This window comes from Mesorhizobium sp. WSM4830 (genome assembly GCF_055811495.1).
The window spans coordinates 1-15,585 of record NZ_JBVVQI010000026.1 but is presented as its reverse complement, the minus strand read 5'-3'; the positions used below and the strand labels follow the sequence as shown (position 1 = coordinate 15,585).

Genomic DNA, 15,585 nt, shown 5'->3' with positions numbered 1-15,585 from the left:
GACTAGCCCGCTTGATGCACGGGCATGAGCGACAGCATGCCGCCGTCGATACGCGCCACCACGACTTGCTGCGAACAGATGACAAACGGGTCAGCGGCCCGGGACATTTGCTCTTCGGTCGCCTCGTCGGCGCAGGCGCCTAGCGGCCGCAGATAGATGATTAAGTGAGCTTCGTCATAGCCGTGATACACCACTGGCCTTCGTAGAAATCGGTGGAGCAATACTCCTTCCTCATCAACCTCCGATGCGGGCTCAGCTGTGCCCGCCGCGCCGCTACGAACGATGCTAACCTTGGCGCCCGCGCGCCTGAAGGCGCGCGCTGGGTGCTCGTGAACCGAGCCCGCTTTTTCTTCGGCAGGCTCAGGCGGGTCTCGGCCATTCGGCTTCGCCCCCTGGCGCGGGCAGCCTCCGGCTGCTGACGGTCGCCTGCCTGTCGGCCGGCGCGGTTTGTTCGTTGGCCTTTCCCGGCGGCGCGGGGTGGGCGGCACTCCCTTCTAGGCCCGCCGCGGCATCCCGCAACCCTTCGCTTCGCTTCGGGTCCTCCTCTTCGTTCCGGTCCTTCGGATGCGGTCCGCCTCCGACGGCGGGCCTTTCCGGTCGCGTCTCGCCGCCCACCCCGCTTCCGGGGAAAGGCGCGGTGAGTGGCGAGCGGAGGACGAAGGAATGCGTGCAAACAACAAGCGTTGCGCGAGCGCGAAGGCGGGCGCGGCCAAGGGCGGGCGCCCGGGCGCCAGTCTCTATCAGGAGATCACGGACCGCATCATTGCCGAACTGGAGCGCGGGACCGTGCCCTGGGTCAAGCCATGGGGCAGGGCAAAGGCAGACCTTGGGCTACCCAGGAATGCGGCCACCCAGCGGCGCTATTCCGGCATCAACATCCTCATCCTGTGGGGCGCGGTGATCGAGCGCGGTTTCCCCAGCCAGAACTGGCTCACCTTCCGGCAGGCGCTTGCCCTCGGCGGCAACGTCAGGAAGGGCGAGCGCGGCACGACCATCGTTCACGCAGACCGCTTTGTTCCCAAGGACGAAATGGAACGCGCCAAGGCCGACGGCGACGAACCCCAGGCCGTGCCTTTTTTGAAGCGCTTTACCGTCTTCAATGTCGCGCAGTGCGACAATCTGCCGGACCATCTCCATGCCGCCGCCGAGCCGCTGCCGGCGCGCGAGATCGTTCCGCAGGCCGAGCAACTTATCCTCAGAAGTGGTGCGAATTTCCGTATAGGTGGCGATCGCGCTTTCTACATGCCCGCCAGCGACATCATCCAGGTGCCGCCCCAGCCGGCTTTCTTCCACCAGATCGACTATTACCGGACCTGCTTTCACGAGCTTGGCCACTGGACCGGCCACCCGACGCGACTCGCGCGCGACCTGACAGGCTCGTTCGGCTCCAAGACCTATGCGCGCGAGGAACTGGTCGCCGAGATCGCCGCAGCCTTCATCTGCAGCAGCCTCGGTATCGAGCCGACCGTGCGCCATTCCGATTACATCGGCTCATGGCTCGCCGTTCTGCGCGAAGACAACCGCGCCATTTTCCGCGCCGCCAGCCATGCCTCGAAAGCCGCCGATTTCCTGCTTGGCCTCAACGCCTAGGACGAAGGTGAGGCGCATGACGAGATCGCCGCATGAGCGCGCCCCATCACCACGCGCGACCGCCTTGCGCTTCTGACGGCGCGCCGATACGCCCGCGCTCGGCGCACAAGCCGCTCGTATCCGCCTGTTTCAAAAAAGCCGCTCTCAATCAGCCCGAACCGTTTTGAAGGAAATTCCGCAATGATCCTGCTCACCGACGAACTGCGCGCCCGTCTCCTCGCCAATGGCGCTTCCGACCCGCAAACGCACCCGTCCTTGGCACAGGCCTTCAGCGATTGCATCACCGCCCCCCGGATCGACGGAGTGCCCATGCGTCATCAGAAAGAACTAGGCGAAGGGCAGGACAATCTCGGCGTCGACCTCCTCGGCCCCTCCATCAGGCGGTGCACGAAGCACCTTCTTCCAACAGCAGCTTCTCGTGGGGCATTTTGAGCGGCCGCGGAATAAAACCGACCTCGCGCCGGCCGCGATGTTCCGTGGATGTCAAAAGCCCAATGGGCAATAATTTGTTCGACAGATGCACTCGACCGGTCCCAGTCCGCAAAAAACCGGTTTTCGCGCGACACGAAATCGACCAGTCGCGATAGGCGCCCAGGAAATCAGTGCGCTCTCTGGCCTGACCTCGCGGATGACGCGGGCCTCAGGCTCAAGTCGTTGCGCCTGTCGCTGCTGTGCTTCGATGCGGGTCCGGCGCGCTAGAAGCTCTTCATGTGGACGATGCCGCCACCCGTGCGGCCGCGCAGCCGATAGACGGGTGCGCAAGCACGGGCGCGTCGGTCCCCTTGCGAGCCGCGGTGGCGAGTTCCGAACCCTGATCCGTCAGGATCGCATTGGACCTATCGATTGCCCATTGCGCAACATCGTTAGGGCTGTCGATGATCCTGGTTTCCAGCGATGCGCGCTTCTGCGTTTACGATTTGTTGGCCAATTCGGGCTAGGGTCAGGAGCGCGATGGGTATTGCGTTCTCGCCAAGACACTCCTCGAGACTTGCAGCGTCACGCTCTGGGCAAGCCGTTTCTCCTCGCGCAGCCCGCGATTCGCGCCGACACGGGACCTATTTTCCGTCGTTGAGATCATGCCGGGCTTTTTGACGGAAAAGTACTCGTTGTTCGATTCAAACGGGAAGGGGAGGGGGCTTTTTCCCAATCTCCTACAGGCCAGTCGCCTTGGTGAGATTGACGCGGAATCGGTCGCGGCGCCGCTGATACTTTCGGGTCATCTCGGCCGAGGCATGCCCGATATTGCCGATCCGTGATTCCGGGTCATATGGGTTCACCGGCACAGATATGGGGAATGGCGCCAAACCAGAAAGATCCGCCGCAAGGTTCCAGTTTGCTATCGAATTGCAAGCGGAGAGCTTCGCAATTTCGACAGAATGCAAAGGACGACCTGTAGTGCCGATAAAAAACTTGCTGCCGCTCGGCAACCTCGGCCAAATCGTCAGGCGTCTTTATCCTATCGGCGATTTCTAGAGACTTCCTAACGTCGCCGCGGATGGTCCGTGGACCGCCTTCATTAGGAGGTCGGCAGCGAGGAGCCGGTTGATGTAGAAGCCCCCCGACCTGAACCGATTTGCGCTGAGCGGGCGCGAATTTGTTCCAGACTGGCTGACGTCGCCGGCTTTCGTCGTTTCGATTACAGAAATGTCAAAGGTTCCGCCGCCAAAATCTGACACGAGCGCGATGTGCTTGCGTTGTTCGGAGACAACCGGATGTCGGAGACCATATCGGTAATACTGGAACACCGCAAAGGGCTCGGGCAGGAAGTCAATCGAGACCGGTAATTTCTCTGGGTCAAATACGGGTTGTTAGGCCCGCGTAGTCCATCAACGTCGCTTTGTTCGGAGGTAAGGCGATGGCGGTGGAATGGACGATCACGATCGAGGGCAGGAACAGTTCGGTGATGTTTGCCGGAAGGCGGTTCGCATCGACAAGAGCTGAAACCGTCTGTCTGACGGCGACCTTGGCCTGTCGATCGAGGACGGTAAGACGATCATGACGGCGCTGCAGAGCGCGGTTGTGGACCACGAGGCGGAGACGTATACCCGCTTTCGTCGGGTCTGCCCGGATTGCCACAGATTTCGGCCGGTCAAGGACTACACGATGCCCAAGATCCGGACCGTCTTCGGCACCGTGGGGGTAGATCTGCCCCGATCGAGCGACATCCGAGCTGATGGCAAACAGGCGAACGACGCCAGCTTGAAATGCAGCTTCCCGGCGATCGCCGCAAAGAGTTCGTCATCAGCATCGATAGGGCGCATGTCCGCAGCGCCGATCCCAATCCAGCGCGCAACTTCGAGCTCGTTGTAGCTCGATGCGGCCGCGGCGGGCGGGGCGAAGGCGGCGGTCGCTGTTTCGTGACCGGCAGCACCGACCAACGGGCAATCCGGGATCGCGCCCTTCATGCCCTTCGCGAAGTAGGCTACCGCGGCTTTGGCGATGTGACGGTGATTTCGGACGGCGCCGAAATCCTGAAGCGGCTGCCCGCGCCATGCCGAAGCCGACGGCCCACATCATCGACTGGTTCCACATCGCCATGAAGATCCAGTCGATGCAGCAGATCGCCGATCATATGGCTCGTTCCCGATCGGGTCTCTCTGAAGCGCTCCCCACCATCGACCGGCACATCAGAGCGGTGGAGTGGCGTCTTTGGCATGGGCGGGTCGATCGCGCGATCCGCGACCTGGGACAACTCTTGGAGAGAGTGATCGATTTGCAGGGAGGCAGCGAGTTCTCCGTCGCCCGACCGCGGCGCGATCATCAACTATGGCAAGCGCTACGGAGCCGGGCTTCGCGACGCAACGACACTGGCTGAGTCAGCGGTGAATTCACTCGTCGGCAAGTGGATGGTCAAGAAACAGCAGATGCGATGGTCGCTTCACGGCGCTCACATGCTCATGCAGGTCCGCACGGCAGATCTCAACGGCGAGCTTCGCGATCGATTGCGGGCACCGCTCCGACAGCCAGAGCCGAACGTCCCAACTATTGAAGCCCAGACCGCCACTCCTGCGCGCCGCCTGACCCCAGAGAAGTTACCGGTCTCGCGATTGAGCGAGGTGAGCGCAATCTCACATTTAAGTGCAGTGCGACAGGCGATCCTTTGACCGCCTCAACCCTGCAGATGTTGTCTATCGCACGCTCCAGGCGTCGGCCGGCGTTTTGATCGGCACCTTCGTGGCGCCACGCAGATCGAAGCCGCATCGTGCGCCAGAAATACTGTGGCACAAGGTCGACTGGGTCAAAGTGCGGCGCTACAATGAACGTGAGAACGCGTCTCTCCCAGATTGTCGCGCTACATCAAAGGTGGCCATCCCGTGGCGACACGATCTCGAAGACCGCCACCATGAACGAAGCAGGAGATCCGCGTCGCCAGTCGCCCGCCGGCGAAAATGCGTCAGGCGAAGTGAGGATTTGCCCCCTGTTGCCTCCCCGAAGAATGTTACCTAACCATGGCGGGAAGCGGGGAGATCGCCTATCCAGTCGCCATTGATGATTTGAACGGCTTTCTCCTCACACCAGGCTTTCACGGCTATGTGCGGCGCGACAATGAAGCTGCGAGGCTTCTCATCAGAATTGTCGCGCCACAGCTATTTGCACCGCCCGCAGGCTTTTGGTCGTGAACCGTGTTTGATCGACGTTCATCAGCCTCTGCAGCAGCGGCGTAAACGCGCACTGTGCGCGGCCTTCCGGTTGTGTGTTCAGCTGTGTCCCGTTGAAGACCTTTATGTTCGGAACCTGACACACTGACGCGCAAGTATTCCGCGCAGCGCCACGAAACACTATGGTTTTGCCCTATTACTCGCACTGCCTCTTCGTTGGCCCGCAGATTGCAAGGGACATGGTGGAGGATCCGTTTACGAAAATTGCGATCTGACGGCCTCGGACCGAGGAGTTCGATATGAAACTTGCTCAAATGCTACAACTCAAAGCGATAGGCGCTGCACTGCTGAGTGCTGTCCCGCCGATCGAAGCTTTGCCGCGTTCGGCACGGGCGCAGCTGTCATGCGCCAAGCAGCGGCTTTGGTTGCTTTCCTGTCTGTCGGGCGGCAGCGAGGCTTGGCAGCGCAGGCCAAGCGGAATCCGCAGGCAATTGCGGTTCATTGCGAGGCCCAGAGCGTGAGCGATCGTGAGATGAACGCGCGGACGACCTCTGCCGCGCCTCGCGTTCGCCGACTTCAATCATCACCCACCAACGGGGACTCGCCGCACCGTACCGCTGCCATAAATTTCATCGAGGGGACGCGCGCCGTAGCCGAGGGTGAGCTACAAGCTAACAACATCACGCGTTATCATGTCACAAGATTTTATCGTGAACAAATCACCAACAGTGATTATTACGGCCAGCTTAAACACATCGTCGAGCCCTCATTCGAAGAGTTCGAGAGTCCCGGCCATCTGGACACGAGCGGCGAGCACGACAACACGGTCGTGCCCGGATTTCAGCACAAGTATGCCCAGACGGGGTTGTTGCTGGTAACGGACCGTTGCGCTTCATATTGCCGTTATTGCTTTCGCAAACGCATTGTCGGCAAGAACTCCGATGAAATCGCAACTGATTTCTCCCGGATTGCGCAATATATTGATGACCACCATGAGATGACGAACGTACTGCTATCGGGGGGGGACCCATTCGTGCTCAGCACGGCCAAGCTCGACAAAATCCTTAATCATCTGCTGCCGATCCCACATTTAGACTCGATTCGGTTCGGCACCAAAATGGTCGCCTACGAGCCCAAACGGTTCGAGGATCCCGCTCTATTGGCACTGTTCCAACGGATTCATGAAGAGGGTAAGACCGCAGTCATCGTCACACATTTCGATCACGTCGGCGAAATCTCGGCCGACGCAGAGCGCAGCATTGGCTCCTTGCGGGCTCACGGCGTGCAGTTCCTCAACCAGTCCGTGCTCCTCGCGAAAGTCAACGATGATTCCAAGATCTTGGCGGCGACCTTCGCCAGGTGTCATCAAATGGGTGTCCGCCCTTATTACCTCTTTCAGGGCCGGCCGGTGAAAGGCGCATCGCATTTCCAGGTTTCGCTGCGCCGCGGAATAGAGATTGCGCGCGGCGTCAACCAACGTCTCAGTGGCATCCAAAAAACATTCAAATACATCATGTCCCATTACACAGGAAAGATCGAGATCCTCGACCTTGGAGCCGATGGCCGGGTGTATATGCGATACCATCAAAACAAGACTCCCGAAAAGATCGGAAAGATCTTTTCCCGGCCGCACCTCGAGGGCGCCTACTGGTTAGACGATTTGCCCGAAGGATGAGATCGAAAGGCGCGGAATGCTGACCACCGTACCAGTTCGAGTGGAGCAAAAGGCCGCAGCTGCTTCCGTGGGGCAGCGCCATCAAGCGGTGGTGACCGCTTTCCCTCCGCACCGAAACCAGACCGGACGTCCTGCATGCCGGCGGGAATGCGATTGGCGCCGCGGTGACCGCGGCCGTCGATTCATGGCCGAGCCACAGAGCGATGACGGCGCGATCGACGCCCGCCTGCAGGAGGTCCATGGCCATCGTGTGCCTCAAACGATGAACAGTGACGCGCTTTCCATCCAGCGACGGTCTGGCGGTGTTTGTTCAGCATATACTGAACGCCATGAACGCTCAGCCGCTCACCTCTGGCGCTGGGAAACAGGATACTCTCTTCTCCGCGCTGAGGCTCCTTCAGCCAGTTCCTCAAGACCGCGGTCGTAGACTTAGCGAACGGGGTGGCAGCGTTCCTTGCGATCTGGTGCGGCCAGGAAGGCATCGACCTCAGGGCGGGTCAGGCAATTAACAAGGGTTCGAGTGAAGCTGTCCGGAATCACGCAAGAGAAGAACGCACTCGATCACCGGACACATCAGGTTGGAAGGCTCTTGCATCGAGGGTGGCAACCAGAGAAGAACGATGATCGGGACGCTGAAGCCATCGCCGAAGCCGCGACACGTCCGACGATGCGATTTGTCGAGCTGAAGACGGCGGAGCCGCTGGACATCCAGTCGCGGCATCGGGTTCCTTCAAGGCTAGTGGGCGCGCGCACGACGCTGACCAACCGGTTGCGCGCCATTCTGTCGGAGGGCGGCATGACTATCGCACAGGGACGCTGCAAGCTCGAGCAGGCTGTGGAGGCATTGCTCGTCGATCCGCACTTCATGGCCCGGCCGTGTCCGCCCCCTGCTTTCCCGTCTTCCAGAACGCCCGCCTTGAGCCCCCGGCACCCGGCCCGGTTCAGTTTGTCGAGTCCTCGACACTAGGCATTGTTGACCTACCTCTGAAGTACAACAGCGCAAATCATTGTTTCAGCACGCAAAAATTTCCGTTCTTAGGCCCTACCTGAGATTGGCACGACTTTTGATTGTGCCTCATCGATAGGTAGGAGCTGCCAGCCCGGCCGATATGCCAGATCTGTTCGGAACTCGCATTCCACTATCCTCAAATGTTAGATACGGAGAGCAACCATGTTCGTGCGCAGCCTGCAGGATGTAGAAGCCACCGACCACTTCGTCGAATGGGGCAGTGGCACCAGTCACCGTCTGCTTACGGAAAAGGACGGCATGGGCTTTACCGTCTGCCACACGATTGTGCGGGCGAATACGGTGTCACTTATCCAATACCGCAACCACCTCGAAGCCTGCTATTGCATCGCTGGAGAGGGCGTAGTCGAGGACATGGACGGCAATATCTTTCCCATACGTGAGGGCGATATCTATGTGCTTGACAAGCATGACAAGCATTACTTGCGCGGGGGACGGGACAGGAACCTAGTTCTCGTCAGCATCTTTAACCCTCCTCTCAAAGGCACCGAGCGCCACAACCTCGATGACGCGTCGGGTTCAACCTACTGATTGAAGACGCCGAACTCTGATCATCTCAACCGCTGTAGTATCTAGCCGGTCGAGCGTTGTTACCAACGCTGCTGCCACGAACTCGTCCTTCATCAGAGCTCTGATGTTTTTCTGGGGGCGTGTTGTCGCCGGTCAAATTTATGCGAATAAGCATAAAGAGGAGTCTTACAAAATGTCAGTCACCGCGGGTTCAAGAAAGCGAAATGCAGATATCGACTCGGTGCTCAAAGATGCACGGCAGCAATTTTTTGACCGCAATCCAAAAAGCTTGGCCCGTCATATAGACGCTAAGGAGTCACTTCCAGGCGGCAACACCCGCGCCATCCTCTGGTACAATCCTTTTCCACTCACTTTGGTGTCCGGAGATGGCTGCTATGTAAGAGACCTTGATGGCCATCAATATGTGGATCTCTTGTCGGAATACACCGCGGGACTCTACGGACATTCCGATCCGACGATAGCGGAAGCCATGATTGATGCCATCAAGGACGGTGTCATGCTCGGTGGGCCAAACCGTTACGAGGCACAGTTGGGTGCCGCTATCGTTGACCGCTTCCCTGCTGTCGAACGCGTACGCTTTTGCAACTCCGGCACGGAAGCGAATATCATGGCTTTGACGGCCGCGCGGGCAATCACAGGCCGAACCAAGATACTAGTGTTCAGAGAAAGCTATCATGGGGGCGTGATGGCCTTTGCAAACGGGGGCTCACCACTCAATTTGCCTTTCCCTTTTTTGTTGGCCGACTACAACGATGAGGATGGCGTAGAAAAGATTATGCGAGAGAATGCGGATGAACTCGCCGCGATTATGCTGGAGCCAATGTTGGGAGCTGGAGGCTGCATCATCGCCAAGCCAACATTCCTTCCGCGTATCCGGGATCTGGCTGACGAACTCGGTGCCATCTTGATCTTCGACGAGGTGCAAACCTCACGCTTAGGCTATAGGGCGTTGCACGGGGAACTTGGTATCCTTCCTGATATGGTCACGCTTGGAAAGTATCTCGGCGGCGGCGCAAGCTTCGGTGCCTTCGGCGGGAAGTCCTCTATCATGGACCGGTTTGATCCTGCACGTGCCAATTCGTTATCGCACAGCGGTACCTTCAACAACAACGTCCTAAGCATGGCTGCAGGATTGGCTGGCTTCACCAAGGTTCTGACTGAAGAAGCAAGCCGAAAAGTGAATGCCATTGGCGACTGGTTGCGAGGCGAGATGAACACCGCCCTCCAGCGGCATGCGGTTGCTGCCACAGTACTCGGCCAAGGGTCGTTGATGAATCTGCATTTTGTTGATGGCGTGGTGGAGACACCGACGCAACTCAAGGAAAGAGACGTACGCTGGCTGGAACTCTGGCACGTGGAGATGCTGCTGCGCGGCTTCTATGTGGCGCCCCGCGGACTTCTCTCTCTCTCGCTCCCCTTCGGTGAGGTCGAAGCGAAAGGCTTTCTGGAGGCATTTAGCGACTTTTTGGCAGCTCATCGTTCTCTCTTGCCTACGCGCACCAGCTAACCCGCCTTATTCATGAGCGCCTCTGGGTTGTTTGAGCTGAGCGGGCGAACAGGTGGCGGCAGGGCGTCCTTTACTGCGGCTGTGTCTGGACCTGTCAACACGCTGGATCTGAAGCTGGTTCGACGGGTGCAGCTTGCTGGCGAGCGCCAGCAACATGCTGGCCTCGGGACAGGCAGCGGCGAAGGTCAGGCGGTCGCGCGAGACGGTTTCAACAACGCGGGCGCCGAGCTTGATGAGCCTCAGCCGCAACGTGGCGAACTCGGCTTTGCTGAGATGATGGGATGCGGGCACCGCCCGGCGGAGGGTGAGCATCAGCCAGTATGCGGCGGTGTGCAGGACGAGGCGGACGTGGTTGGCGATCGGCGAACGGCAGCCAGTGCGGTCGGAGGCAAGTTGGCTCTTGTGCATCTTGACAGGTTCTCGGCGTGGCCGCGGGCACAGTAGATCACGTCGTAGAGGTGCTCGGCCGAGGCACTGTCGAGATTGGTGATGATGAAGCGGATGTCGAGGCATCGCGGTTTGATGCGGGCGCAGACGCGACCCTAAGCTTCCAGGACGTTCTCTTGATCAGGCCAAAGGATCAGCCGACACCATCAGGGCCAGCGGTCACAGTACTGCAAAAACAGGCCGGAGATATGACCACACCCGCGAACGTGCGCCTCTGTCGTCCCGGTGCTCCCGTAAAGAATCTGGCCCATAGCGCTTGCTTGCGTGCGAAAATGATGCACCAGCAAAGCTCGGGGTCAAACACGGGCAGCATTGTCGGAGAGCATCGACCAATGGAATCCTCGCGGGTGCGACTGCGGCATCATTGCGATACCGCAGTTTGCCGAGCCAGAGCTTTGGGGATGCCGTTTGCCCGCGGAGACGCCATAGATCATCAGCGTGCGCAGATAGCGGTCTTCGCGGTTGCTGATGCCGGACAATCCGGCACGCAACTTGCCTCTATGATTTTGCAACAAGGCAAATGTCGGCGGTCGCCTCAGAGTTCAGTAGCCGGCATTTCAGGTATAATGCGTGCACGTTAATGGTCCCGTCATGAACTGAGAAAGGCATGGATGCCATGCTGATTTTTCCGACCCCCATACTCTCCAGTGGTGTGCAGGTCGGCTGCATCCGGCAACAAAGCGCCTGAGGCCCGACCGTTACATGCTGGTAGACCTATGATCGGCTGTGCGATCTCAACCTCTCGGCAGAGGCGCAGTGTCTGAAGGTCAAATCTACCCGGTGTTGCCGGGACATCGCATACCGTTGCGCGTCGTCGACGAAGGGGGCGCTTACGTCCAACAGTGAAAAAAGCGGCCGAACTGCTGGTTGCAGCACTTACCGGCTCAACCTACGAAGTAATTGGCATGGATTCTACCATAGCAAGCGCCATCAAGGACAGCTACGAGCTGTTGCCGCCGCAAATAAAGGTCGCCGCACGTTGGTTGCTCGATCATCCGACTGAGGTCGCACTGCTGTCGATGAGGGAGCAGGCGCGCCGAGCAGCAGTGCCTCCGGCGACGCTAACCCGGCTTGCCAAGTGCCTAGGGTTCGATGGCTTCGCCGAATTGAAAGAGATATTTGCGGACAATATTAGGGAACTGCCGAAAAGCTTGGCCGAGCGTTGCCCAGCACAATCGGAGGCCGACGGCGATGGCGCGCTCATCTCCGATACAATTAACGCCTTACTTGGCCATCTCAGTGAGTTGGTGCAGCCCTCCGCAATTGCGGCCCTGACAGCAGCCGCCAATCTCATGTTCGAATCACGACACATTTTCTGTATCGGCCTCCGCTCGAGTTTCCCTCCAGCCCATCTGATGCATTATCTCGGATCATTGCTGGGCTTGCCCACTGTATTACTTGAAGGAATAGGGGGTACAGCCAATGATGCGCTCCGTTTAGTCGGTCCGCGAGACGCTTTACTGGCGGTGACGGTAAGCCCGTACAGTCGCCACACAATGCAGGTCGCCAAGTTCGCGGTCTCGCGCGGTGCGAAACTAATCGCTTTGACCGACAGCGAGATATCTCCGATTGCTAAATTTTCTGAAATTGTGATCCGCGTCCAGACTGAAATGCCTTCGGTTTTTCACACTACGACTCCTGCATTCGTAGCTGTAGAGTGTCTTGTGGAACTGATCGCAGCCAAGCGCGGTAGCTGCGCGCTTGAAGCGTTGGCGGCGAACAAAGCACATCTGGCAGCATTGGAAACTTATGTGCTGCAGATACCGCGCGGGCGCGATCTCTGACTCACAGATGCCTTTGCAGAGAAGGCGTATAGATGTCGGGTGGGAGCATCGGCAGTTTTTGAGCGCCGGAGAGCGCTGCTTTGGCCGCTCAGCGCAGCATTTTTCACCGGCGGATCGCGGACGGACTCCTGCTTATGCCGGGCTTCTCTCCAGGCGAATGGAGGGTGCTGACCATGCGGCGCGGGTTGTTGGCGCAGCGGCCAGATGCACCGCGTGCATCAGCCTCCCGCAACGTTGGCGATCAGCTGGTTGCGCCACCTCTGGTACGGGGCAGCTCGGGACGATGTTTGTTGGGCCACCGCTTCAGGCCGTCCGTCAATACCTGCCTCGACCAGCCGGCCGCGAGCTTGCAGGGATGTTGCATCTCGTGCCGCGCTTGACATCAGGCCCTTGTCCTCAAGCTGGCGGTTGATCTGCTCCAATATCTTGTTGATGTGTTGATCAGCGGGTCGCGCTTCAGCTCCTCGCGCAAGCGCCACAGTGTCGAATGGTCCGGCGCGCGGTTCGAAAGGCTGAAGCCGGCAAGCGGCGGAACGAAAGCCAGTCGCTTCGCGCGCCCCCCTCGTAGCGCACGTGCAGAATGAGGTCGGGTAAGGTTCACCTGCGCAAGCATGTCTCGGGAGATGGAAGTCAGCACGCTGGCGCGTTTTGAAGCGTCGGCGAAGACGAACAAGGTCCGCAGGTTCAAGGGATTGTTAGCGCAGCAACGAAAGCACGGCGAACCGGCGTGGTGAAAAGGAAAGGCAATGGGTGTTTTCGAGGCTCGATGCTCCCTGCGCTATGAGTTCCACTTCGGGCGCGTTTTTCCACATAGATGGCGGCCGTTGCGCCCAACCGCACGGGACATTGGCGCATCTGCTGGCACCATGAAAAAATGCCGAGTGTGAAATGACCACTAGACGGTTTCAACAATGGCATCGAGCCGCCGCTGACGATAAATGGCTTCTGCGGCGGCTATGGCGGGCGCCGCCATACTATCCGAATGCAAGTCACTGCTGACGTCAAACCGGCTGACCCGATCGACAACTGGCTCTCGCCGCCACAAATCCTTGCGCTCCGGAGACAGGGTTTGACGAAATGTTCAAGCTGAGTCTTCATCAGTCGAAGCCGACCGTGCAGATTGTCGCCTCACAACCTGAGGCAGGCTCCGACTGGCGCGTGCTGGGCTTACAAGATGCCGGTTCCGAAATACCGCGTGTTGGCAATGTTGAGGATGCGATTGACTAAGGTGGAGAAGCTGTGGCCGGCCGTCCTCGCGGCCAGAAAATAGGAGGCGGTCATATCGAGTGACGGATCGTGGTTGATCTCCAGAACAAAGGGCGCCCCGGAGCGATCGATCCGGAGGTCGACGCGAGCGTAATCGCGGCAGTGGCAGGCATGGAAGGTCGCAATTGAAATATCCCGCAGCACTGTCGCAAGATCGCTACCGATGTGCGCCGGGCAAATTTTCTCCGGCGCCGCGACCGCCATGTGCTTCGATTCCCAAGTCATCAAACGCGTTTCGCGGTCGCCGAAGTTCTGCTCTACCAGAGGCAAAACTTCGAGCTCCCCATTTCCGAGCAGCGCGACGGTGATCTCGCGACCTTCGATGTATTCTTCTACGAGAGCATCCTGCGCAGACTGAGTGACGGTCATTTCTACGGCCTGCCTCAACTGAGCGGGCTCATGTACGAGTTGCAAACCCCGGCTGTTGTATTCGCGAGTCGGTTTCACAACCACTGGAAATCGCAGGTCGCCAATACTCTCGGCGCCGGAACGCATCAGGCGAAAGTTCGCCGTTGGCACGCCGGCATCGCGGATGAGCCTCTTGGTGATCACCTTATCGAGCGCCAGCCCACACCCTAGCGGGTTGGATCCGGTGTACGGCACGCCGGCCATTTCGAGCATGGCTGGAACATGGATGGAAGGGCACTCCCCCTGAATTCCGGCCCCCCTGACGAAGACGATTCCCGACGGGCGACCTTGCGAATCGGGGGGCATGAACCCCTCGAGCTCAGCGAGCAGTCCTTTATCACCTTCGCACAACAGCGTCTGGTGGCCCCCCTCTTGCAATGCCGCTACCACGTTTTTGACCTCCTCGCGGTCGTCCACTTCCGGACTGGGCTGACCAAACCGGTTGATCACGCCCGTTTTGTTGTGATTCCACACAACGGCTACCCGCATGAGCTTACTCCCCAGATGTTCGGCCACTATCATGTTCATTCGCTCGGATTTTTGAACGAGGAGGACAACTCGTCCGGACCCGAGCCCCTTCACCGTGTCACACGCAAACGGCATGCCGTCGACGATTGTGGCGAGCAAGAATGGAGAACCAGCTATTTCGAATGGACGCCGTCAGAATTTGCGCCTCAGCGTATCTGGTTTCGAACAAAGACGTCGTCAATCGGACAAGGGTGCACCCTTTCGGGCAGCAGAATGAACTGCTCGTCTTCCTCTTACCTCTTCAAAAAATTAAGGAGCGTCGAAAACAATTTTCGAAAGCCCCTGGTAACCTCAGTCCGAGTTCTCAACAAGCGTATCCACGCTACGCGTTGCGCGCAGGCGAGCGGTGTCGACCAAGCATATTGCGTCAATGTAACTGACTCGTGAATTAAGGCCTGTTGAGATTCATCGTATGACGGCGGCTGCGAGATGGATGATTGCGTTGAAGCTCTGGTCGGTTTTGTCAGCTCGCATGGCGATACGCTTGAACTCCTTGAGTTTGCAGAAGAAGTTCTCGATGAGATGACGCCATTTATAGAGTTCGAGATCGAGAGGCAGCGGCAGGGCGCGCCTCAGAAGCTGCGAGATGACGATCTTGGCGCCGGGTTCGTTCAGATCGGCGATGAGGTGCTGTCCAAGGCCTTATCGGCAATCAGCCCGCCGAAGGCGACTCCGTCGACGAGCGGGGCGACGCCAACCGTATCGAAGCGATGTCCTGGGCAGGAGAACGAAGCGCACGAGATTGCCCGCGCATCGGTGAGCGCAAGAATCTTGTTAGTCATGCCGCCCTTGGAGCGGCCTGTGGCCTGGCTTTGAGTCCCGCTTTTGCGCCCTGGCCGTGACGGCGGACCTTGACGATAGTTGCGTCGAATGGCGAACTCCATGTCCGGCTGGTCCGAACAGGCATCGAAGAGCCGAACAAAAACATCGACTTTAACCCAATCGCGGTGTCGTTTGAAGACGGTATTCCAACTTCCGAAAAAGGCTGGAAGGTCACGCCACGGGCTTCCCGTGCGCACGATCCAAAGCACGGCCTGAATGAAGCGGCGGTTGTCGCTGCCGCTTCGACCTGGGTCGATTGGCTTACCCCTGGCAATGCGGTTCCATCTTCGCCCATTGGGCGTCAGTCAGTTCCATCCAAAGCTTGATGGGGTTGTCTAATCGCGGTGGGGACGTCAAGTATCTTCGCGCTTGGAGATGCGTTGGCCGGGTACACGGTTGTC

Annotated in this window: 9 protein-coding genes and 3 pseudogenes; 8 read left to right on the top strand and 4 right to left on the bottom strand. The window is 58.9% G+C overall.

Annotation, left to right across the window (positions count from 1 at the left end; all coding sequences use genetic code 11):
- Positions 1-2: 2 nt before the first annotated feature.
- Positions 3-191 (bottom strand): hypothetical protein, encoded by a 189-nt coding sequence (locus tag AC0L2Y_RS26405; protein WP_473560533.1) that lies wholly within the window; start codon positions 189-191, stop codon positions 3-5.
- A 472-nt stretch (positions 192-663) separates the two neighbouring features.
- Between AC0L2Y_RS26405 and AC0L2Y_RS26400 the strand changes: the two genes are divergently transcribed.
- The 7 genes and pseudogenes from AC0L2Y_RS26400 (at position 664) to AC0L2Y_RS26370 (ending at position 9,929) form a co-directional block, all read left to right on the top strand.
- Positions 664-1,590, top strand: a complete 927-nt coding sequence (locus AC0L2Y_RS26400) for an ArdC family protein (protein WP_473560532.1) — start codon at positions 664-666, stop codon at positions 1,588-1,590.
- A gap of 180 nt (positions 1,591-1,770) precedes the next feature.
- Positions 1,771-2,022 (top strand): hypothetical protein, encoded by a 252-nt coding sequence (locus AC0L2Y_RS26395; RefSeq protein WP_473560530.1) that lies wholly within the window; start codon positions 1,771-1,773, stop codon positions 2,020-2,022.
- A gap of 1,434 nt (positions 2,023-3,456) precedes the next feature.
- A pseudogene (locus AC0L2Y_RS26390) lies at positions 3,457-4,535 on the top strand (hypothetical protein); the annotation flags it as partial.
- A gap of 1,057 nt (positions 4,536-5,592) precedes the next feature.
- Positions 5,593-6,864 (top strand): KamA family radical SAM protein, encoded by a 1,272-nt coding sequence (locus AC0L2Y_RS26385; RefSeq protein WP_473560528.1) that lies wholly within the window; start codon positions 5,593-5,595, stop codon positions 6,862-6,864.
- A gap of 610 nt (positions 6,865-7,474) precedes the next feature.
- Positions 7,475-7,723, top strand: a pseudogene (locus AC0L2Y_RS26380) (IS110 family transposase); the annotation flags it as partial.
- A gap of 312 nt (positions 7,724-8,035) precedes the next feature.
- A complete protein-coding gene (locus AC0L2Y_RS26375) occupies positions 8,036-8,422 on the top strand; it encodes an ectoine synthase (protein ID WP_473560527.1) in 387 nt (128 codons plus the stop codon).
- A gap of 172 nt (positions 8,423-8,594) precedes the next feature.
- Positions 8,595-9,929, top strand: coding sequence for an aspartate aminotransferase family protein (locus AC0L2Y_RS26370; RefSeq protein ID WP_473560526.1), 1,335 nt, complete (start codon positions 8,595-8,597; stop codon positions 9,927-9,929).
- Between the two features lie 114 nt (positions 9,930-10,043).
- Here the strand turns inward: AC0L2Y_RS26370 and AC0L2Y_RS26365 are convergent.
- Positions 10,044-10,468, bottom strand: a pseudogene (locus AC0L2Y_RS26365) (transposase); the annotation flags it as partial.
- A 750-nt stretch (positions 10,469-11,218) separates the two neighbouring features.
- On the opposite strand from AC0L2Y_RS26365, the gene AC0L2Y_RS26360 reads away from it, so the two are divergent.
- The gene (locus AC0L2Y_RS26360) at positions 11,219-12,160 is read left to right on the top strand and encodes a MurR/RpiR family transcriptional regulator (RefSeq protein ID WP_473560525.1); all 942 of its coding nucleotides are present in this window, start codon (positions 11,219-11,221) and stop codon (positions 12,158-12,160) included.
- Between the two features lie 1,167 nt (positions 12,161-13,327).
- Here AC0L2Y_RS26360 and AC0L2Y_RS26355 read toward each other — a convergent pair.
- Positions 13,328-14,323: a D-alanine--D-alanine ligase family protein gene (locus AC0L2Y_RS26355; RefSeq protein ID WP_473560596.1), complete on the bottom strand. Its 996-nt coding sequence runs from the start codon at positions 14,321-14,323 to the stop codon at positions 13,328-13,330.
- Between the two features lie 650 nt (positions 14,324-14,973).
- Entirely contained in the window at positions 14,974-15,441 is a 468-nt protein-coding gene (locus AC0L2Y_RS26350) for an IS5 family transposase (RefSeq protein WP_473560594.1), read from the bottom strand.
- Between the last annotated feature and the right edge of the window lie 144 nt (positions 15,442-15,585).